A 20,403-nucleotide genomic window follows, 5' to 3' on the forward strand; every position below is an offset into this window, starting at 1 on the left:
ATGGGCAACTCTTTCACGCTTCCCGACGCCGCCTCACTCGGTGACCTCCGCACGTACCTCGGGCGTGCCGCTCGGATCGAGGACGGCTCGGTCCGGCTCATCGCCGACTCCGGCGTCCTGGCCGTCTACACGGCGATCCTCTACCCGCTCGGGCTGCTCGACGAACTGCCGACGGTGCTCGGTCTCCGCACGTTCTCGCTCACCGAGCCCGCGTCGATCGACACCGTGGTCCCGCTGCAGTCGCTCCTCGAGCGCCTCCGCCTGCTGGCCGAGGCGCAGGACGCCGAGCGCGCCGAGGGTGCCGACCCGACGCGGGCCACCCCGATCGAGGTCGAGCTGCCGCACGAGGTGCACACCGTGACGTGGGCGGCCATCTCCCCGCCCCGCGGTGGCTGGGTCCCGCTGCCGGACGTCTCACCGGAACTCCTCCGCCGAGCCACCCGCGACGGCATCGCCGAGGTCGCCGACGCCGTGCCGTCCAACGCGGGCGAGGCCATCGTCCGACGGATCCGTGCCGAGGTCTGGGGCCGACCGGTCCCCGGCGTCGAACACCTGCCCGCCGGTGCCGGCTTCGCGGGCGAGAGCCTCGGGTTCCTCGGGCACGACCCGGTCCGTCTGTTCGAGACGGGTCCGTGGAGCCGACTCACGACCTCGCGCGGCCACGTGCTCGTCAAGCGCCGCGCCTGGACCCTGAGCTCCTAGGGACGACGACGACGACGACGACGGCGACGACGACCGCGACGCCGCCGGGCCACCGTGGTTGGCTGGCCGCATGCACGTCTTCCTCACCGGTGCGTCCGGCTACATCGGCTCCTCCGTCCTCCGCTCCCTCGTGGCCCGCGGCGACGAGGTCACAGCGCTCGTCCGGTCCGACGAGAAGGCCCAGCACGTCCGTGACGCCGGTGGCCGTGCCCTGGTGGGCGACGTCACCGACACCGACGTCGTCGAACGGCTGCTGCACGAGAGCGACGGTGTGGTCCACACGGCATCGGCGCCGGGCGTCGACCCGGGCTTCATCCGCACCGCGATCGGTGCCCTGGGCGGCACGCCGAAGCCGTTCGTGCACACCGGTGGGATCTTCACCTTCGGCGACTCGACGGACATCTCCGAGCAGTCGCCGATCGACCCGCCGGCGTTGACCGCCTGGCGCGGGCCGAACGAGGCCCTGCTGCGGGAGAGCGACGTGCGGAGCACCATCGTCGCGCCCGGCATCGTGTACGGGCGCGGCGCCGGCATCCCGGCGATGTTCGTCAGCGACGGCGAGCAGCCGGTGCGGCTGGTGGGCGACGGCTCCCAGCGGTGGACGACGGTGCACGTCGACGACCTCGGCGAGCTCTACGTCCTCGCGCTGCACCGCGGCGAGCCCGACGGGTACATCGTCGCCGCGACCGGGGACAATCCGACCGTCCGAGAGGTAGCCGAGGCCGGGTCCCACGGCGCACCGGTCGTCCCCGAGAGCGTCGACGCGAGCCGCGAACGACTCGGGCGGGAGTACGCCGACGCCCTGCTGCTGCACCAGGAGGCGTCCGGCGCACACGCCCGGTCGACCTTCGGCTGGCGTCCGTCACGGCCGTCCCTGGTCGAGGACCTCGCCTCCGGCTCGTACGTGCGCTGAGACGCGCTGTCCGAAGACGCCGCCGTCCCGCGGGCACGAGAACGCGGGGACCGGCGGACGGGAGGCCCGTGGCGACGCCGCCACGGGCCTCCCGTCCGCCACGGGCGGCGTCCACCGCGCCGGTGTCGCGCCCGGCGCGCGTCAGTCGAAGGTGTTCGTCATCGCGTGGGCAGCGCGGTCGAGGTAGCCCCAGAGCTCGGCTTCGTCCAGGGGCGCGAGCTCGAGCGACTCGACCGCTTCGTGCATGTGGTGGAGCCAGCGTTCCCGGGCCTCGGACGTGATGCGGAACGGGTTGTGCCGCATCCGCAGGCGGGGGTGCCCGCGCTGCTCGCTGTAGGTGCCCGGGCCGCCCCAGTACTGCTGCAGGAAGGCGGAGAGGCGCCAGATCGCACCCTCGAGGTCGTCGGCCGGGTACATCGGCCAGATGACCTCGTCCTGCTGCACGCCCTCGTAGAAGCGACGGACGAGCCGGTCGAAGGTGGGGGCGCCGCCGATCCGCTCGTACAGCGACCCCGTGGCCGAGGCGCCGTGCTCCCCGACGCGCAGAGTGATCGGCTGGGCCGGGACGCCGACGGCGCTGGACGAGCCGGGCATGCCGAGCGAGCCGCGTGCTCCGGGCCCGCCCGTGCCGCTCGGGGGTGTGGGGTCGATCATCGGGGGTCCTTCCCGCTGTCGGGGTCGTCCGTGCGGATCGGCTGCCCGAGGATGTTGCGCTTGGTCCGCCGGGGCTTGGTGGGTGCCGGCGTCGGCTGGGTCCGGACGGTGCGCAGGCCGTTGATCGAGGTGGCGTTCTCCCAGCCCTCGGGCATGATCATCGCCATCGCGGGCAGGGTGATGCTGAGTTCGTCGACGGCGTGCTTCAGTCGGGTGCGGAGCTCCCGGCCGACGACGTCGAGCTCGGACGCGCGGGTCTTCACGACCAGGCGGAAGACCATGCCGGCGTCGGTGATGGACTGCAGGCCCCAGATCTCGGGCTTCTCGACGACCCGCTGCCGCCAGCGGGACTCCTGCGACATCGTGACGGCAGCCTTGAGCAGGGCGTCCTGCACGGCGTCGATGTCGGTGTCGTAGGGCACGGTGATGTCGACGAGCACGCGCGACCAGCCCTGCGACAGGTTGCCGACGCGCAGGATCTGGCCGTTCGGCACGAACCACAGGATCCCGTTCACGTCGCGGATCTGCATGACGCGCAGCCCGACGTTCTCGACGACGCCCGTGGCCTGACCGGTGTCGACGACGTCACCGACGCCGGCCTGGTCCTCGAGGATCATGAAGACGCCGGACAGCAGGTCCTTGACGATCGACTGGGCGCCGACGGCGAGGCCGGCGGCGACGAGGGACGCACCGCCGACGATGCCGACCGCGGCGCCCTTCCACACGGCAGTGGCGATGATGACGAGTGCGATCGCGACCACGACCACGGTGGCGAGGTTCTCGAGGACGCTGCCGAGCGTCCGGGTGCGCTGGACGACCCGAGCCGTCTGCACGGGCGACGCGATGAGGGCCTGGGTGTCAGCGGCTCCTTGGCGCTTCTTGACGCCGTTCACGATCCGGTCGACGACCTGCTTGATCATCCGGCGCAGGATCAGTCGGAGGATGATCGCGGCGATGATCGTGATGACGATCGTGATCGGCGCCTGCCAGGTGTCGACGAAGTCCGTGAACGCGTTCGAGAGCAGTTTGGACGTGTCTTCGGTCGTTGCAGCCAAGTTCATATCCGGTCGATGCTAAGCGGCGGGGCCTCGGCATCCCTGGAGGAACACCAAGACCCCGCCGGATCAGAGCAGGGGTCAGGCGTCGGCGGCCTGGACCCGGAGCGCGCGCTCGGTGCCCGCGAGGCTCTCGGACACGATGCGGCGCAGCGCCGGCGTCTCCGGGTGCTCCTCGAGCCATGCGGCTGCGGCGTCACGGAGCTCGGCCGACGCGAGCGGCGCCGGGTAGAGGCCCGAGACGATGGTGTCCGCCATGTGGTAGCTGCGCTCGGCCCAGATGCGCGTGAGCACCTCGAAGTACTTCGGCACGAGCCCCTCGAGCAGCACCGGGCTGTTCACATGCTGGAACCCGACCGTGGTCTGGCGCACGATGGCGTTCGGCAGCTCGGACGAGTCGACCAGCGACGAGAACGCCGCGAGCTTGCCCTCGGCCGTCGGGATCGTCGCCCGGGCGCGGGCCGCGGCCTGCTCGCCCGATGCGGTCTTGTCGGCGGCGAGCTCGGCGTCGATCTCGGCGTTGTCCGCAGCACCCGCGAGCACGAGGCCCTCGAGCAGCTCCCAGCGCAGGTCGGTGTCGATCTCGAGGCCCTGCAGCGTGACCGATCCGTCGCGGAGACCCTGCAGGGTCGCGACGTGCTCGGGCGTGGACGGGATCTGCGCGAAGAACTTCACGAACTGGAACTGCGCGTCCGAACCGGCCTCGGCCGAGGACGCGAGCTGCCAGAGCGTGTCGCCGACGGTGCGGACCGTGGCCTCGACCGAGCCCGGTGCCACGTAGTTGCGTGCGGTGAGCAGCAGCTGCGAGAGCGTCGTGCGGATGGTCGTCGACTCGGTCTCGGTCGCGATGTTGCCGAGCACCAGGCGGACGTAGTCGCTCGCCGGGGACTCGGCGTCGCGCGTGGCGTCCCACACCGAACCCCAGAGGATCGAGCGGGCGAGCGGGGTCGCGATCGAGGCCAGGTGCTCGATCGCGGTGCGCCGGGAGTGCTCGTCGAGACGGATCTTGGCGTAGGCCAGGTCGTCGTCGTTCAGCAGCACGAGGTCGCCGCGCTGGACACCGACGAGCTCGGGCACCTCGGTGCGGGCACCGTCGACGTCGATCTCGACGCGGTGGACCCGCTCGAGCTTGCCGCCAGCGGATGCCGTGTCGGCGCCGAACGGTGCGGACTCGTCGTTCCGGAACGCGTACACACCGATCGCCAGACGGTGCGGGCGCAGCGTCGGGTAGTCGGCGGGGGCTTCCTGCAGGACGGTGAACGACGTGATGACGCCGGACTCGTCGGTCTCGATCTCCGGGCGGAGCGTGTTGACGCCCGCGGTCTCGAGCCAGAGCTTCGACCACTCGGTCAGCTCACGGCCGCTCGTCGCCTCGAGCTCGACGAGCAGGTCGCGGAGCTCGGTGTTCGAGTGGTGGTGCTTCTTGAAGTAGGCGGAGACGCCCGCGAAGAACGCGTCGATGCCGACCCAGGCGACGAGCTGCTTGAGGACCGAGCCGCCCTTCGCGTAGGTGATGCCGTCGAAGTTGACCTGGACGTCTTCGAGGTCGTTGATCGTCGCGACGATCGGGTGCGTCGAGGGGAGCTGGTCCTGGCGGTAGGCCCAGGACTTCTCCATCGCCTGGAACGTGGTCCAGGCCTCGGTCCACTCGGTGGCCTCGGCCGTGGCGATCGTCGAGGCCCACTCGGCGAACGACTCGTTGAGCCACAGGTCGTTCCACCACTTCATGGTGACGAGGTCGCCGAACCACATGTGGGCGAGCTCGTGCAGGATCGTGACGACCCGGCGCTCCTTGATGGCGTCGGTGACCTTCGACCGGAACACGTAGGTCTCGGTGAAGGTGACGGCCCCGGCGTTCTCCATCGCGCCGGCGTTGAACTCCGGCACGAAGAGCTGGTCGTACTTCTCGAAGGGGTAGGCGACGTCGAACTTCTCCTCGAAGTACGCGAAGCCCTTCCTCGTGATGTCGAACACGTACTCGGGGTCGAGGTACGAGGCGAGCGACTTGCGCGCGAACACGCCGAGCGGGATCGTCCGGCCGTCGCGGCTGGTCAGCTCGTCGCGCACGACCTCGTACGGGCCGGCGACGAGCGCGGTGATGTAGCTCGAGATGCGCGCGGTGGGCGGGAAGGACCAGGTCGCGACGTCGCCGTCGACGTGCGGCTCCGGCGTGGGGGAGTTCGAGACGACCTGCCACCGCGACGGCGCCGTCACGGTGAAGGAGAACTCGGCCTTCAGGTCGGGCTGCTCGAACACCGCGAACATCCGTCGGGAGTCGGGGACCTCGAACTGGGAGTACAGGTACACCTCGTCGTCCACCGGGTCGACGAAGCGGTGCAGGCCTTCACCGGTGTTCGTGTACAGCGCGTCGCTGACGACCACGAGCTCGTTCTGCTCCTGCAGGTCGTCGAGCTGGATGCGCACGCCGTCGTTCACTGCGGCGACGTCGAGCGCCGAGCCGTTCAGCGTGATCGAGTGCACGGTCTTCGTGATGGCGTCGATGAAGGTCGATGCGCCGGCGGTGGCGGTGAAGCGCACCCGCGTGGTGCTGCCGAAGGCCTCGGCGCCGCGGGTCAGGTCGAGCTCGACGTCGTACGTCTGCACGGCGACGACGGCCGCACGCTCCTGGGCTTCGATTCGGGTGAGGTTCTCTCCGGGCACGCAACGCTCCATCTTCGCTGGGGACGCGGACGATCGGTGTCCGCGTACGGGGCCCCGGACGGCGTCGTGCGCCGGCGGGACGATGGGTTCCAGCCTAGCGACGCCGCGTACGCTCGCACCGTGACCGAGACGACTGTGGACAACCCGACCGACGCCACCACCGAGCGCACCGCCGTGGAGTTCTGGTTCGACCCGAACTGCCCCTGGGCCTGGATGACGAGCCGCTGGGTGGGTGAGGTCGCCGAGCACCGCGACCTCGACGTGACCTGGAACGTGATGAGCCTGTTCGTCCTCAACGAGGACCAGGACGTCCCGGACACCTACAAGGAGCGCCTGCACGCCGGCCAGGTCTACCCGCGCATCGTCACGGCGGCGAGGCTCCGGCTCGGACAGGACGTCGTCAAGCCGCTGTACGACGCCCTCGGCGAGCACATCCACCACCGCCAGGAGTCCGACCCGGAGCAGGTCGTCCCCGCCGTGCTCGCCGAGCTCGGCCTCGACGCCGACCTGCTCGAGTACGCCTGGACGGACGAGGTCGACGCCGCCGTGCGCGTCAGCCACCAGGACGGCATCGACCGCGTCGGCCAGGACGTCGGCACGCCGGTGATCGCGGTCGAGGGCACCGCGTTCTTCGGACCGGTCATCTCCCCGGCGCCCAAGGGCCAGGAAGCGCTCGACCTGTGGGACGGCGTCGTCGCCGTCGCGAAGTACCCCGGCTTCTTCGAGCTCAAGCGCTCGCGCACGGTCGGTCCGGTCTTCGACACCACCGACTGACGGACTGGAGGCACGTGGCGGCGCCGCCACGCGCCTCCAGACGGCACTGTGGTGGGTTCCGTCGGTGAAGTATCAGGGGGATGGGGATCCACCGCGTCCGGCGTCAGTCGACACGCGGAGGAGTTCGAGCGAGCGCTCGACGGACTCGCCGGAGCGGCGAGCGGAACGCCGGTGATCGCGGCGGCGCTTCGATCGTTCGCGTCGGCGCGCACGGGGACCGCGATGCGGATCGGGACCCACCTCCAGGCGGTCAGCGCGGTCGGTGCGATCGCACTCGCCGCCGTCGACGAGGCGGACGAGCAGATGGCGCGCACCGCCGACCACGCGGCAGAGCGATGAGCGGCATGGTCTCGGTCGCGTCGCTCGACGAGATCCGTCTCGACATGAGCGCCGTGGTGGACGCAGCCGCGACGCTCCGTGCCGCATCCGACGACGTGCGGACCGCGGCATCGGACGGCGAGCACTCCTGGTCCACCATGCCGACTGTGTTCGAGATGCCCGGTGTGAGCGCCGCGATGCCCGTCATGACGCACCGGTCCACCGCCGTCGCGACCGAACTCGCAGAGAGCGTCGACACCTTCACGCGCTCGTCGATCGGGCGTCGTTCGACTTCGCCGAACTCCGGACACGCCGCGTCGCGTTGGTCGAGCAGATCTCGTCGTTCACCGGCGGGGTCCCCGCCGCCGTCGAGCGTCACGACGCAGCGCTGCCCGAGCCGCCCGACACGAGCACGTCGTGGGACCGGATCCCCAGCCTCGCAGCCGAGGACGCGGCGCTCCGGGCGGCAGTCTCGGCGTGGAACGAACAGTGGCGTGACTGGCAGCAGCGACTCGCCTCGCAGATCCGCGCCGTCAGCGGCGGTGACTCGACCGCGGGTCTCGCCGAGGACGACACGGACGTGCACACCGCGAGTCTCGTGGCACCGATGCCGCTGCCCGGCTTCCCGTCCGCGCCCTTCCAGTTCCCGTGGCCGTGGCTCGGTGCTGCCGGCGGGACCGCTGCAGGCACCGGCAGCGCGGTCGGTGGCCTGTCGGCGCTCGGCGTGCTGGGCATCCTGTTCGGCCTCAGCGGGGACACGAAGCAGCAGACCCCGGCCGATGCCATGCGGCAACGGATGGCCCAGGCTGACCGGGACGCGTGGGCGTGGACGCACGACCCGCTCACCGGCGAGCCCCGTGAGGTCGCGGGCGGCGCCGGGATCATGACCGACGTCGTCGGGCCGATGACCGGCAACGAGGCCAACGAGCGGGTCCGCTCCATCGGACGCCCGGGGAAGACCGAGCCGCACCGCGAGGTCGACACTCCCGAGGAGGTCGTCAAGGCATGGCGTGAGCTCAGCCGAGGCGGCACACTCGCTCCGGGATCGACACGCGATCGCATCCAAGTCGTCCTCCCTGACGGAACACGCGTCCAGTACCGACGCGACAGCGGCTCGGGAGGGCCAGTGGTCGAAGTACACAACTCGAAGACGTCGGAATGGGAGAACGTGAAGGTGCATCTTCCCGAGGGGTCGGCGCCGCATGACCTGCCCGACGACGCGATGCCGGAAGGATGATGTCGATGAACGAGTTCACCTACTACTGTCTGGCGTCTGTTCAGGACGGGACCGGCGAGAACCTCTGGGCCTGGACCGGCAACATCGAGAAGCGACGCCGTCGGCCGTTGGGGGAGACTCGTGAATGGCTCCTCGGCGTGCTCGGTCGTTTGCTCGAGCGTGATCTGGTGTGCGTCGGCAACTTCGAGGAGAACGGCACTGGGCGTGCCGGTTGGGAGACCTGGACAGGGAGCGTCGAGGCCGTCGTCGACAGAGTCGCGTCGATCTACACGGTCGACCTTGCTGCTGACGAGGTGCAGTACTGGCCGTGCTACCTGATGCGGACGGAGGCAGGCGCGCAGCTCTACGGACGAGAGCGATCGAGGCGAGAGCTCGCCGATGAGGACCCGGTCCCGCGACTTCGTGCGGTCTGGGACGAGGACGGCAACGTCATCGAAGAACACGGAGACGAGATCGTCGTCTGACGCCGGCCTTGAGTGCGTCCCCTCCTGAACGCATCGCTGTGGTGCTTCCGGACGGAACTGGCGTCCAGTACCGACGAGGCAGCAAATCCGGTGCTCCGGTCGTCGAAGTGCAGAGCAACGGTGCGAAGCCGGTCAAGCTGCACATGCCCAAGGGAGCCGACGCCCACGATCTGCCCGATGACGCATGACCAGAGGGATTCGAATGAACGAACTGACCTACTACGTCCTCGCGACGACCTACAACGGAACGGGCGAGAACCTCTGGGGCTGGGCAGCGACGTTCGAGATCGAACGACATCGTCCCCGCGAGGAGACGCGCGATTCGGTACTCGACAACCTTCGCCATCTCCTCGCCGAGGGGCTCGTGTCCGTCGGCACGTCCGCGCGGGACGGGCCCGGACGTGCCGGCTGGGACGAGTGGCAGGGCCCGCCTGACGAGATCGTCGAACGAGTCGCTGCTGTCTACACACTCGAGCCGGGCGACGTCGAGGTCCCGTTCTGGGATTGCTACATCATGGACACGCCGAAGGGAAATGCCCTGTTCGAAGCCGAGCGTGCCCGACGGATCGCCGCCGGCCTGGACCCTTTCGCACGGGATGACGGCATCTGGGACGAGGACGGCAACGTCATCGAAGAACACGGAGACGAGATCGTCGTCTGACGCCGGCCTCGAGTACGTCCCCTTCCCTGCAGAGGAAGTCCGCTCCATGCCGGACGGCTCCGTCGCCGCGATGCGTGAACCCCTCCCCGGGCACGAGGCCTACATCGACGCCATCCCGCCCGCTGACGCCGAGGACCCCCGGGTGCAGCGGCGCAGTGTCCGGCACGACCTCGGCCTCGCGCCGAGCCCGGAGCCAGCGCCGCGGACGCCCGAAGAGCAGCTGCTGCTCGACCTCACTGAGTTCAACCGGAACGGGTGCGCGACCGACCTCCGCGCCCTGCACCGTATGGCGCGGACCGACCACGAACCCGACGGCACCCGAGCCCGCGCGATGGCGTTGCGGTGCGTCGAGTTCGGCATCCGGCGGGGGCTCCTGGCGAGCGGGATGTTCGTCCGAGCAGGATCCGAACTCGCGTTCGTCGAACCCGAGCGGACTGCTGACGAGCAGATCGCGACCGTCCGGGGTCGCTACGCCAGCGCGCCCGTCGCCGGCGAGTCCGACGGTGACCTGGCGAACTCCGTGTGGCTGATGAACACGACGGACGGCGAGCGGTTCGCACGGACGCACGGCGCCGAGGCGGACGGGACCGCCGAACCGAGCGAGGCACGCTCGAGCGTCCCCGCGAGCAAGCCGGCGGTGGTCGTCCGTTCGCAGGGCGACGCGTGGGACGACAAGCACCACGAACTGCTCGCCGGCAACGTGTTCGAGGAGCTCCGGAACGGCCCACTCTCGTGGGACACGGGCATCGGCGACGATGCACTCAAGAGCATCGCCTGGGGCATCGCCGCGGAGATCGTCTACGCCTTCGACGTGAAGTGGTCGCCGAACTGGGTCGCGAAGGGGTACCCGCACCGGTGGCACGACGCGGACGGGTGGCACACACGGTGCAACGACTGCCTCGACGAGAGTCCGGCCGAGGCCGACGAAGCGGTCGCGTACTCCTGGTTCGCCGACCACCGTCCGATTGCGCACGGTGACATCGCGCCGCCGTTCCGAAGGTCGCCACCGCCCCTGGACGTCCCGATGCCGGGCACGGACTGACCGGCGACGGTCAGACGAGCGGCAGCCGCATCATCGTCAGGTCGAGCCACCGGCCGAACTTCCGCCCGACCTCGGGCACGACCGCGACCGTGGTGAACCCCAGGCGTTCGTGCAGGGCGATCGACCCCGTGTTGGTGCTGCAGATCCCGGCCATCATGACGTGCCGGCCCTCGGCGGTGGCGCGCGCGACCAACTCGGCCATCAGGGTCGTCGCGATGCCCCGGCCGCGGAACGCCTCGACCACGTAGACGCTGTGCTCGACGGTCTGCCGGTACCCGTCCGGCTGCCGCCACTGCGCGTACGCCGCGTAGCCGGTTACGACCCCGTCGACCTCGGCCACGATCACCGGGTACCCGCCGCCGTGCCGCTCGGCGAGCCACCCGTCGAAGTACGAGCGCGGGTGCGGTGTGTCCTGCCAGATGGCGGTGGAGTGCAGCACGGCATCGACGTGCAGGGCGTGCACGACGTCGAGGTCGGCCGGTGTGCAGTCGCGGATCACGACCCCGTTCGTCGCATATGCTGTCGTCATGTCTCACATCGTAGACGACTCGCACGCTGATCCCGCAACCGACGCCGACGACGCCTCGGTCGCCGAGCAGCGGGCGCTCGGTGAACGCCTCCAGCGCCTCCGCACGGAGCGGAAGTGGAGCCTCACCGAGCTCGCCGAGGAGTCCGGCGTCTCCCGCGCGATGATCAACCGCGTCGAACGCGGGGTCTCCAGCCCCACCGCGACGATCCTCGGTCGCCTGTCCGGTGCCTTCGGCCTGACCATCTCGCAGCTCCTCGACGATGCCCTGGAGCACGAGGTGCCCAGGGTGACGGACCCCGATGAGGCGCGCGGGGTCCAGCGCGGCGCGACCGCCGATTCCTGGACCGATCCCGACACCGGGTACCGTCGCCGTCCGGTCTCGAGCGCGACGTTCCCCGCCGACGTCACCGAGGTGCGCCTCCCGGCCGGCCGCGAAGTGGCCTACCCGGCGTCCGCCTACGCGTTCCTGCGGCACTGCATCTGGGTCGTCGACGGCGTGCTCGAGGTGGTCGTCGGCGGCGAGCCGACGCGCCTGGCCGCGGGGGACCGGATCGAGCTCGGCGAACCCGCCGACGTCGTCTACCGCAACCCCGGCGAGGACCCCACCCGGTACCTCGTCGTGGTGGTCCGCGCGCCGTAGGCAGTGGTGGTCCGCGCGCCGAAAGCAGTGGTGGTCCGGGCCCCGGAGCCGCAGGAATATGATCGGTTCCATGCGCATCCACCTCGGAACGGACCACGCCGGCCTCGAGTTCAACAAGACCCTCGCAACCCACCTGACCGAAGCCGGGCACGAGGTGGTGGACCACGGTCCGACCGAGTACGACGCGCTCGACGACTACCCCTCCTTCTGCATCAACGCCGCGCACGCCGTGGTGCAGGACCAGCGTGCCGGTGTCCAGGCCCTCGGTGTCGTCTTCGGTGGTTCCGGCAACGGTGAGCAGATCGCCGCCAACAAGGTCGAGGGCATCCGCGCCGCGCTCGTGTGGAACGAGTCGACCGCCCTGCTCGCCCGTCAGCACAACGACGCCAACGTCATCTCCATCGGCGCGCGCCAGCACACCGAGGACGAGGCGATCCGGTTCGTCGACCTGTTCATCGCCGAGCCGTTCTCCGGCGAGGAGCGCCACGCCCGTCGCATCGCCCAGCTCGCCGAGTACGAGACCACCGGGCTGATCGCCGGCCGCCAGATCGACGCGTAGTCCGGCCCGTCAGGGGTACCGGGTAGAACGGTAGTCATGCCCGAGGGTCACTCCGTCCACCGCATCGCCAACCAGTTCACCCGGCACTTCGTCGGCAAGCGCTGCGAGGTGTCGAGCCCCCAGGGTCGCTTCGCCGCCGGGGCCGCGCAGCTCGACGGCAAGCGCATGATCGCCGCGCGTGCGGTGGCGAAGCAGATGTTCCTGGAGTTCGAGGGCGACCTGTTCCTCCGCGTCCACCTAGGGCTGTACGGCGCGTGGGACTTCGCGGGCGTGATCTCCACCGCCGAGGCGCTGTCCGACGACGACGACCGCGAAGAGTCGCTCAGCTCGATCGGCGCACCGCGGCTCGCCCGCTACCGGATGGCCGAGCAGGAGCAGGCGGAGGACCCGATCGAGTCCTTCCCGCCGGACCCGGTCGGCCAGGTCCGGGTGCGGATCCTCACCGAGGACACCGTCGCCGACCTGCGCGGCCCGACCGCCTGCGTGGTGGAGACCCCGGCCGAGGTGCAGCGCGCGCTCGACAAGCTCGGCCCCGACCCGATGAACGACGACGGGCCCGATGCCGAGAAGACCTTCGTCGACAACGTCCGCCGTCGGAACGTCGCGATCGGGCAGCTGCTCATGGACCAGTCCGTCGTGGCCGGCATCGGCAACATCTACCGCGCCGAGCTGCTGTTCCGGCAGCGCATCGACCCGTACAAGCCCGGCAAGAAGATCACGGTCAAGCAGGCCAAGGCGCTCTGGGCCGACTGGTCGAAGCTGCTGCACGACGGCGTCCGCGACGGCCTGATGATGACGATGGACGACCTGTCCGAAGCCGACCACAAGAAGGCCCTGCGTTCACGCAAGGACCGGCACTGGGTCTACCACCGACAGGGCGAGCCGTGCCGGGTGTGCGGCACCGAGATCCGGATGGCCGACATGGCCGGCCGGAAGCTCTACTGGTGCCCGAAGGACCAGAAGTAGCGCACGGGGAACAAGTACGCCCGCCCGCTCACACCTCCCGGTGGGTGAACCGTCCGGCGACCGCCGTCCCGAGCACCCGCATGCTGCGCAGCGCGGCGGACGGTGCCGCCAGCGGATCGGACTCGACGAGCACCAGGTCAGCCACGTCGCCGACGGACACCCCGACCCGCCCGTCGGTGGACCCCTGCCACGCGACGAGTGCCGAGAGTCGTTCGGCCGGGTGCCACGGCGCTCGCCCGTCGCGGTCCCGCCCGACGGCCGCAGCCATCGACACCCACGGGTCGAGCGGCGCCACCGGAGCGTCCGACCCGAGCAGCAGGCGCGCTCCGGCCCGGGCGAGCGACGCGAAGGCGAAGGCCCGGTCGGTGTGCCCCGCCCAGTGCCGGTCAGCGATGTCCCGGTCGTCCATGGCGTGCTCGGGCTGCACCGACGCGGCGACCCCGAGCCGGGCGAACCGGTCGACGTCGGTGTCGACGAGCAACTGCGCGTGCTCGATCGTGCCGCGGGCCCCGACGGCTTCGAAGACGTCGAGCGCCAGGGTGTTCGCACGGTCGCCGATCGCGTGGATCGCGGGGACGAGTCCGGCGTCGACGGCCCGGCGGGTGATCGCGACGAGGTCCTCGAAGGCCCACGCGAGCACGCCGGAGCCGTCCGTCATCGCGGCGGTGCGGGTGCCCAGCGACCCGTCGGTGATCACCTTGAAGGGCCCCATCGTGAGCAGCCCCCGCGTGCCGTCGACCACGTCGCCGGTGCGCAGGCCCCGGGCGATCACGTCGTCGAGCTCGTCCGCGTACACACCGGACGCGACCCGGATCGCGTCGGTCCCGGCGTGGATCCGGCGGCGCCAGCGGTCGAGCCCGAAGCGCATCTCGAGGTCGACCACGCCCGTCACCCCGCGGACCGCCGCGGCCTCGGCAGCATCTGCCGCGTAGGCGTCGAGCAGGTCGTCAGGCACCTGCGACAGTGCTCCGGTCACGTCGAACGCGTCCTGCTCGCGCAGGACCCCGTCCTCGCCCGTGTCGAGCGGTCGGCCGACAGCAGCCGAGAAGTGCGCGAGCGCCAGCGCGTTGCACCACACCGCGTGCAGGTCCGCGCTGATCACGACGACCGGGAGGCCCGGTGCGGCACGGTCGAGTAGCTCGCGTCGTGCACGGCGCGGCCACATCCCGTCGCGGAAGCCGTGTCCGACCAGGACGCGGTCCGCCACGCCCGCCCGCGCGACGGCGGCGAGCAGGTCGGCGGTCGCCTCGGCGGAGTCGCAGCCGGTGACGTCGACACGGCGGCGGACGAGCGCCCACTGGTCGAAGTGCGTGTGGTGGTCGCGGAGCCCCGGGCCGAGCCAGGCGCCGGCAGCCACGACCACGTCGGTGTCGACGCTCGTGGGGTCGAGCGTGCCCGCCGGCGCGATCTCGGTGACCCGCCCGTCGACGACGCGGACGTCGGCAGGGGCCCCGGAGGTGCCCACCCTGCGGACGGTGCGCAGCAGGATCTCGCTCATCCCCGCCGTCCCTCCAGGCTGTTCGCCGGGGACGGGACCGGCCGGACCCGCTCGACCTCGTCGGCGAGCGCCGGCGACGCGTAGGGGCCGTCGCCCCGAAGGCCGGCGACGATGCGGTCGATCACCTCGGGGGCCTTGTTCTGGGACAGCTTGGCGCGGGCGTCGAACCGGGTGACGCGGATCCGGATGCCGACGGTGCCCTTCGCCATCCGGCGGGCCGTCTCCTCGTCGATCTGCAACGACACGGGCGACGGCATGACCCGCTCGAAGTGGTCGACGAGCTCGCCGAGCACCCGGAAGTTCTCGTCGTCGGACAGGATCTCGGGGGTGCCCCAGACGTGGGCGGTGACGTGGTTCCAGGTCGGCACGAACTGCTCCGGCGGGTACCAGGCGGGGGAGACGTAGCCGTGCGGGCCCTGGAACACGACGAGGACCTCGTGCTGTCCGAGTTCGTGGGCGACCTCGTCGGGTCGGCCGACGTGGGACACCAGGACGAGGGCGTCCGGGTCGTCGTCGGGACCGGGGGTCTCGAGCAGCACCGGGTAGTGCGAGGCGACCAGCCCGGCCGCGGTGTGCGACACGATCGTCGCCCACGGGTTCCCGGTGATGAGGCGTCGGACCTCGTCGACGTCGGTCATCAGGAAGTGCGGTGTGTGGCGCATGCTCCGAGCGTGGCACAACGGGCCCGGTCGCGCGACGGGTGTCGTTTCGTCAGTGTTTCTGCGCGGTAAAACTCTCAGAGCGCATTGAAAGAAGTCTTGTGGTCGGGATTCGAACCGTCCTAGCTTTCCCACCACGACGACCGGGCAGGGATCCGGCCGCACCCGATCGAGGAGAGATCATGCGACGCAGGACGATCGCCGCGCTGGCCGCGGCGGCAACCTTGGCACTGCTGGCGACCGGCTGTTCGGCGGGTGGCGCGGCCGACGACGACGCTCCCTCGAGCCTGGTCTACGCGACCGGCGAGCCCGACCACCTGACCCCGGGCCGGCAGACCGTGGCCTTCGACCAGGTGATGAGCGTCTTCGCGCCGCTGACCCAGACCGACGCCGACGGCGACCTGCAGTGCGTCGCGGCGAAGAGCGTCGAGAGCGATGACGCCACCACCTGGACGATCACGCTGCGGGACGGATGGACGTTCCAGAACGGCGAGGCCGTCACACCCGAGAGCTACGTGAAGGCCTGGAACCACGTCGCCTACGGCCCGAACGCGTGGGAGAACAGCGGTCAGCTCGCCGGGATCGTCGGGTACACCGACCTCAACCCGGCGAAGGGCACCCCGAAGACCAAGGAGATGTCGGGGCTCGAGGTCACCGGCAAGGACACCTTCACGGTCACGCTCACCCACGCGGACAGCCAGTTCCCCCTGCAGCTCAGCCAGGCCCAGACGGCGTTCTACCCCATGCCCGAGGCCGCCTACGACGACCTGGAGGCGTACGACGAGAAGCCGATCGGCAACGGCCCGTACGAGATGAGGAAGGCGTGGAAGGCGGACCAGGAGTTCACCGTCACGGCCTGGGCGGACTACGAGGGGACGAAGCCCGCCACCGACGAGGTGACCTTCCGCAGCTACTCCGACATGAACACCGCCTACACGGACGTCCTGGCCGGCAACGCCGACGTGCTGTTCCTGCCGACCGACAAGATGACGAGCGCGAAGGCCGACTTCGGTGACCGCCTGCACTCCTTCGACGCCCCCGGCATCGACTACCTCGGGTTCCCGCTGTGGGACGACCGGTACTCCGACCCCGACGTGCGCCGGGCGATCTCGATGTCGATCGACCGTGACGAGGTCAACGACGCGATCTACGGCGGCCTGTACGACCCGGCCACCGCGCTGACCCCACCGTCGATGTCCGGCACCGAAGAGGGCATCTGCGGCGACGCCTGCGAGTTCGACCCGGCAGCGGCGAAGAAGCTCCTCGCCAGCGCCGGCGGGTTCGACGGCACCATGACACTCGTCTACCCGGGCGGCACCGGCCTCGACTCCCTGTACGAGGCGTACGCCAACCAGATCCGGCAGAACCTGGGCGTCGACGCCGAGGCGAAGGCCACCACCGACTGGGCGTCCTACTACTCGGAGCTCACCGACAAGACCGTCGCCGGCCCGCACTTCGGCCACTGGGGCGCGCTGTACATCAGCCAGCAGAACACGCTCCGCGCGCTGTTCACCACGGCCGGCGGCTGCTCCCCGTGCACCGGCTACTACCAGTCCGACGACGTCGACTCGCTGCTCGCGAAGGCCGACTCCGCCGGGTCCCAGGACGAGGCGAACGGGTACTACACGAAGGCGCAGGAGGCGGTCCTCGAGGACTTCCCGATCGTCCCGACCTTCTTCGACAAGTACTCGTACGTCACGAGCGACAAGATCGCGAAGCTGCCGGCGGTGGCGGGCAGCCCCGTCATCGCGCAGATCGCCGTGAAGTAGGGCGGGCATGGAGCAGCACACCGTCCTCGACCTGGTCCGCGACGTCCCCGACCGCGACGGCTTCCCGCTCGTCGACGACCTGCACGCACGGTTCGCCGAGCTCGCCGCGGCACACCCGGACCGGGTCACGGTCACCCGGATCGGCACGAGCCGCCTCGGCGAACCCCTGCACAGCTACCGCATCGGCACCGGGTCGCACGCGGCCGTCGTGGTCGGCGGGGTGCACCCGAACGAGCCGATCGGTTCGTGGACGGCGCTGCACCTCGCCGAGACGGCCCTCGGCGACGAGCGAGTGGCCGGGCTCGACGTCACCTGGCACATCGTCCCGACGATCGACCCGGACGGCATGCGGCTCAACGAGGCGTGGTTCCACGACCCGCACGACCGGGTCTTCTACTCGCGGCACTTCTACCGGCCCGCCCCGGACAGCCAGGTCGAGTGGACGTTCCCGAACAGCTACAAGTCGGTGTACTTCGACCAGGTGCTGCCCGAGACGCTCGCGTTCATGCGGCTCATCGACGACACCGAGCCGGACCTGCTCGTGAGCCTGCACAACGGCGAGATGGGCGGCGTCTACTACTACCTGTCCGAGGACCTGCCCGACGTCGTCGACACCCTGCACGCGGTGCCGGCCGCACTCGGGCTGCCGCTCGACACCGGGGAGCCGGAGTCCCCGTACCTGCGGGAGATCGGCCCGGCGGTGTTCGCGATGGACGGCATCGAGACGGCGTACGACTACCTCGAGGAGCTCGGCGTGGATCCCGGCGAGCACATCCACGGCGGGTCGAGCGCGGCGTGGGCGATGCGCCACGGCGCCCTCTGCGTGGTGGCCGAGCTGCCGTACTGGAGCCACCCCGACGCCGACGACCAGACCCCGACCGACGAGTCGTACGCCGACCTGCTGCGCCGGTGCGCGGACGAGCTCGGTGCCTCGGGTGCGGAACTGCAGGCGTTCCTCGACGAGGCGTCTCCGATGCTCTCGATCCCGTCCCCGTTCGTCGAGGCCTCCCGGGCGTTCGTCCCGATGCTCGTCGGGATCGCGGACACCGACCGCCGCCGGGCCGAGCGGGAACCGGCCGACCGGACGGCCACCGTCGCGGAGCGCTTCGGCTGCGAGGACCTCGTCCGCTGCTTCCGCCTGCGTTACGGCGGCATGCTCCTGCGGGCCGTCGAGGCGGAGACGACCGCCGGCACGGCGTCCGCGCCGCTCCGGCGGCTCCGCGACCGCCTGGCCGAGCGGTACGCGCACTGGCAGGCGGACGCGTCGACGGGTGCGCAGCCGATCCCGGTGGGGAAGCTCGTGGGCGTGCAGTACGGGGCGATCCTCGCCTGCGCGGCGCACGTGGCGAACCCGACCCGCGCCTCCCGACCGTCACTGGTCACCCCGGGAGAGCCTGGGCCCACGCCGCCGGTTCCGGACCGACGCGCCAGCGGCGGGCCGGCCGTGCCGGTGGGGAGAGGCGCGTGATGCGTCCGACGCTCGCCGTCGGTCGCCGACTCGGCGGCCTGGTCATCGTGTTCCTCGGGGTGACCTTCCTGATCTACGCGATGACGTTCGCGCTGCCCGGCGACCCGATCAAGGCGCTCGGCGGTGAGCGCCCCCTCACCGACTCGGTCGTGCGGGCGCTGCGGGCGGAGTACCACCTGGACCAGCCGCTGTGGCTGCAGTACGTGCAGTACCTGGGCGGCCTGTTCCGGGGTGACTTCGGCACCGACTTCAACGGGCAGTCCGTCGGCGAGCAGATGGCCTCGCGGTGGCCCGTGACGATCACGCTGGCGCTGAGCGCATGGGCGCTCGAGATCGTCCTCGGCATCGGGCTCGGCGTGGTCTCGGCGCTCAAGCGCGGCACCGTGCTCGACAAGACGGTGCTCGTCGGCACCATCGTCGTCGGCGCCGTGCCCGTGTTCGTGCTCGGCGTGGCCCTGCAGCTGGTGTTCTCGGTGCGGCTGCACTGGTTCCCCGTCGCGGGCGTCACCGCCGGGTGGCCGACCGCGTACGTCCTGCCGGCGTTCGTGATCGCCCTGTTCGGCCTGGCCGCGGTGTCCCGACTCACCCGGACGTCGATGATCGAGACGCTCGACGCCGACTACGTGCGGACGGCCCGTGCCAAGGGGCTCGCGCCGGGCCGGATCGTCGGCGTGCACGTGCTGCGGAACTCGCTCATCCCCACCGCCACCTACCTGGCGACCGACCTCGGGTACCTGATGGGCGGCACCGTCATCATCGAGGGCATCTTCAACCTGCCGGGTGTCGGCAACCTGCTGTTCCAGGGCATCCGTTCGCACGAGGGCGCCGTCGTCGTCGGCATCTCGACCGCCCTCATCCTGGTGTTCCTCGTCACGAGCGTGCTCGTCGACCTGCTGCACGCCGCCCTCGACCCGCGCGTCCGGACAGGAGCCTCCCGATGACCACCGAAGCCCTCGGCGCCACCGTCGAGCCCGTCGTCGGAGTCCGGCGCCGGCCACTGCTCGCCGCCGCACGGACGCCGGGGTTCTGGGTGCCCGGGTCGGTGCTCGTGGTGGTCCTGCTCATCGCGGCGTTCCCGCAGCTGTTCGCCGGGCTGTTCGGCCACGGCGACCCCCGGGTGTGCGACCTCGGCCGGAGCGGGGCGTCACCGACCGCCGGGCACCCGTTCGGCTTCGACCTGCAGGGCTGCGACGTGTACGCGAACGTCGTCTGGGGCACCCGGTCGTCGATCGCCGTCGCGGTGCTCACGACCCTGCTCGCCGGCATGGTCGCGGTCGTCGTCGGGACCGTCGCGGGCATGGTCGGCGGGTGGGTCGACGCCGTACTCGCCCGGCTCACCGACGTGTTCCTCGGCTTCCCGTTCCTGCTGGGCGCCGTCGTCGTGCTGAACAGCGTGGGGGAGCGGTCGGTGCTCACGGTGTCGCTCGTGCTCGCCCTGTTCGGGTGGCCGACGATGGCCCGGCTCGTGCGGTCGAGCGTCCGCAGCGTCCGGGGCGCCGAGTTCGTGCTCGCCGCCCGGACGATGGGGTTGTCGACGTGGCGGATCACCACCCGGTACGTGCTGCCGTCGTCGATCTCGCCGCTGCTCGTGCTCGCCACCATCACCGTCGGCGGGGTCGTCGTGTCCGAGTCGTCGCTGACCTACCTCGGCATCGGGCTGGAACGTCCGACGATCTCGTGGGGGCTGCAGCTGTCCGCGGCGACGTCGCAGTTCCTCCGGGCCCCGCACATGCTCATCGCCCCGGCGGCGTTCCTCGCCGTGACCGTGCTCGCCGTCATCGCGCTCGGCGACACGCTGCGCGCCGCACTCGACCCACGTCGGCGCTGACGCGCC

20 protein-coding genes are annotated in these 20,403 nt (G+C 70.8%); 14 read left to right on the forward strand and 6 right to left on the reverse strand.

Going from position 1 to position 20,403, the window contains the following annotated elements; translation table 11 throughout:
• Positions 1-702, forward strand: a complete 702-nt coding sequence (locus DEJ27_RS06100; protein WP_110859177.1) for a hypothetical protein — start codon at positions 1-3, stop codon at positions 700-702.
• Between the two features lie 70 nt (positions 703-772).
• Positions 773-1,615 carry an NAD-dependent epimerase/dehydratase family protein gene (locus DEJ27_RS06105; protein ID WP_111090515.1) on the forward strand — a complete coding sequence of 281 codons (843 nt, stop codon included), beginning with the start codon at positions 773-775 and terminating at the stop codon, positions 1,613-1,615.
• 141 nt (positions 1,616-1,756) lie between these two features.
• Here the strand turns inward: DEJ27_RS06105 and DEJ27_RS06110 are convergent, their stop codons facing one another.
• From DEJ27_RS06110 to pepN, 3 genes are all read right to left on the reverse strand, one after another.
• The gene (locus tag DEJ27_RS06110; RefSeq protein ID WP_258369829.1) at positions 1,757-2,209 is read right to left on the reverse strand and encodes a globin; all 453 of its coding nucleotides are present in this window, start codon (positions 2,207-2,209) and stop codon (positions 1,757-1,759) included.
• 56 nt (positions 2,210-2,265) lie between these two features.
• A complete protein-coding gene (locus DEJ27_RS06115; RefSeq protein ID WP_111090516.1) occupies positions 2,266-3,330 on the reverse strand; it encodes a mechanosensitive ion channel family protein in 1,065 nt (354 codons plus the stop codon).
• 75 nt (positions 3,331-3,405) lie between these two features.
• Positions 3,406-5,985 carry an aminopeptidase N gene (gene pepN, locus DEJ27_RS06120; RefSeq protein WP_111090517.1) on the reverse strand — a complete coding sequence of 860 codons (2,580 nt, stop codon included), beginning with the start codon at positions 5,983-5,985 and terminating at the stop codon, positions 3,406-3,408.
• Between the two features lie 120 nt (positions 5,986-6,105).
• Here pepN and DEJ27_RS06125 point away from each other — a divergent pair, with 120 nt between their 5' ends.
• From DEJ27_RS06125 to DEJ27_RS06145, 5 genes are all read left to right on the forward strand, one after another.
• Positions 6,106-6,759 carry a DsbA family protein gene (locus tag DEJ27_RS06125; protein ID WP_258378416.1) on the forward strand — a complete coding sequence of 218 codons (654 nt, stop codon included), beginning with the start codon at positions 6,106-6,108 and terminating at the stop codon, positions 6,757-6,759.
• Positions 6,760-7,399: 640 nt separating this feature from the next.
• Positions 7,400-8,314 carry a hypothetical protein gene (locus tag DEJ27_RS06130; RefSeq protein WP_111090518.1) on the forward strand — a complete coding sequence of 305 codons (915 nt, stop codon included), beginning with the start codon at positions 7,400-7,402 and terminating at the stop codon, positions 8,312-8,314.
• Positions 8,315-8,319: 5 nt separating this feature from the next.
• Positions 8,320-8,778, forward strand: a complete 459-nt coding sequence (locus DEJ27_RS06135) for a hypothetical protein (RefSeq protein WP_146238492.1) — start codon at positions 8,320-8,322, stop codon at positions 8,776-8,778.
• Positions 8,779-8,980: 202 nt separating this feature from the next.
• The gene (locus DEJ27_RS06140) at positions 8,981-9,439 is read left to right on the forward strand and encodes a hypothetical protein (RefSeq protein ID WP_111090519.1); all 459 of its coding nucleotides are present in this window, start codon (positions 8,981-8,983) and stop codon (positions 9,437-9,439) included.
• Between the two features lie 46 nt (positions 9,440-9,485).
• The gene (locus tag DEJ27_RS06145; RefSeq protein WP_111090520.1) at positions 9,486-10,481 is read left to right on the forward strand and encodes a hypothetical protein; all 996 of its coding nucleotides are present in this window, start codon (positions 9,486-9,488) and stop codon (positions 10,479-10,481) included.
• A gap of 10 nt (positions 10,482-10,491) precedes the next feature.
• On the opposite strand, the gene DEJ27_RS06150 is transcribed toward DEJ27_RS06145, so the two are convergent.
• Complete coding sequence (locus DEJ27_RS06150) at positions 10,492-11,010, reverse strand: GNAT family N-acetyltransferase (RefSeq protein WP_110859186.1); 519 nt, start codon at positions 11,008-11,010, stop codon at positions 10,492-10,494.
• On the opposite strand from DEJ27_RS06150, the gene DEJ27_RS06155 reads away from it, so the two are divergent.
• From DEJ27_RS06155 to DEJ27_RS06165, 3 genes are all read left to right on the forward strand, one after another.
• Complete coding sequence (locus DEJ27_RS06155) at positions 11,009-11,650, forward strand: helix-turn-helix domain-containing protein (RefSeq protein WP_110859187.1); 642 nt, start codon at positions 11,009-11,011, stop codon at positions 11,648-11,650. The two genes, DEJ27_RS06150 and DEJ27_RS06155, sit on opposite strands and share 2 nt — an antisense overlap.
• A 70-nt stretch (positions 11,651-11,720) precedes the next feature.
• Positions 11,721-12,209, forward strand: a complete 489-nt coding sequence (locus tag DEJ27_RS06160) for a ribose-5-phosphate isomerase (protein ID WP_027464669.1) — start codon at positions 11,721-11,723, stop codon at positions 12,207-12,209.
• Between the two features lie 36 nt (positions 12,210-12,245).
• Positions 12,246-13,175: an Fpg/Nei family DNA glycosylase gene (locus DEJ27_RS06165; protein WP_110859188.1), complete on the forward strand. Its 930-nt coding sequence runs from the start codon at positions 12,246-12,248 to the stop codon at positions 13,173-13,175.
• Between the two features lie 28 nt (positions 13,176-13,203).
• Here the strand turns inward: DEJ27_RS06165 and DEJ27_RS06170 are convergent, their stop codons facing one another.
• Together DEJ27_RS06170 and DEJ27_RS06175 are read right to left on the reverse strand one after the other, a co-directional pair.
• A complete protein-coding gene (locus DEJ27_RS06170) occupies positions 13,204-14,673 on the reverse strand; it encodes an amidohydrolase (protein WP_111090521.1) in 1,470 nt (489 codons plus the stop codon).
• Positions 14,670-15,335, reverse strand: coding sequence for an FMN-binding negative transcriptional regulator (locus DEJ27_RS06175; RefSeq protein WP_110859190.1), 666 nt, complete (start codon positions 15,333-15,335; stop codon positions 14,670-14,672). Before DEJ27_RS06175 ends, DEJ27_RS06170 begins: the two co-directional genes overlap by 4 nt.
• Before the next feature lie 179 nt (positions 15,336-15,514).
• On the opposite strand from DEJ27_RS06175, the gene DEJ27_RS06180 reads away from it, so the two are divergent.
• From DEJ27_RS06180 to DEJ27_RS06195, 4 genes are read left to right on the forward strand one after another with little or no spacing between them, the layout of a single operon-like run.
• Positions 15,515-17,101: an ABC transporter substrate-binding protein gene (locus DEJ27_RS06180; protein WP_258370299.1), complete on the forward strand. Its 1,587-nt coding sequence runs from the start codon at positions 15,515-15,517 to the stop codon at positions 17,099-17,101.
• A gap of 7 nt (positions 17,102-17,108) precedes the next feature.
• Entirely contained in the window at positions 17,109-18,569 is a 1,461-nt protein-coding gene (locus tag DEJ27_RS06185; protein WP_258370300.1) for a M14 family zinc carboxypeptidase, read from the forward strand.
• On the forward strand, positions 18,569-19,510 hold the full coding sequence (locus DEJ27_RS06190) for an ABC transporter permease (RefSeq protein WP_110859193.1): 942 nt from the start codon (positions 18,569-18,571) through the stop codon (positions 19,508-19,510). Before DEJ27_RS06185 ends, DEJ27_RS06190 begins: the two co-directional genes overlap by 1 nt.
• Positions 19,507-20,397, forward strand: coding sequence for an ABC transporter permease (locus DEJ27_RS06195; protein ID WP_111090522.1), 891 nt, complete (start codon positions 19,507-19,509; stop codon positions 20,395-20,397). Before DEJ27_RS06190 ends, DEJ27_RS06195 begins: the two co-directional genes overlap by 4 nt.
• Positions 20,398-20,403: the final 6 nt, after the last annotated feature.

The organism is Curtobacterium sp. MCPF17_018, from assembly GCF_003234135.1.
GTDB lineage: Bacteria > Actinomycetota > Actinomycetes > Actinomycetales > Microbacteriaceae > Curtobacterium > Curtobacterium flaccumfaciens.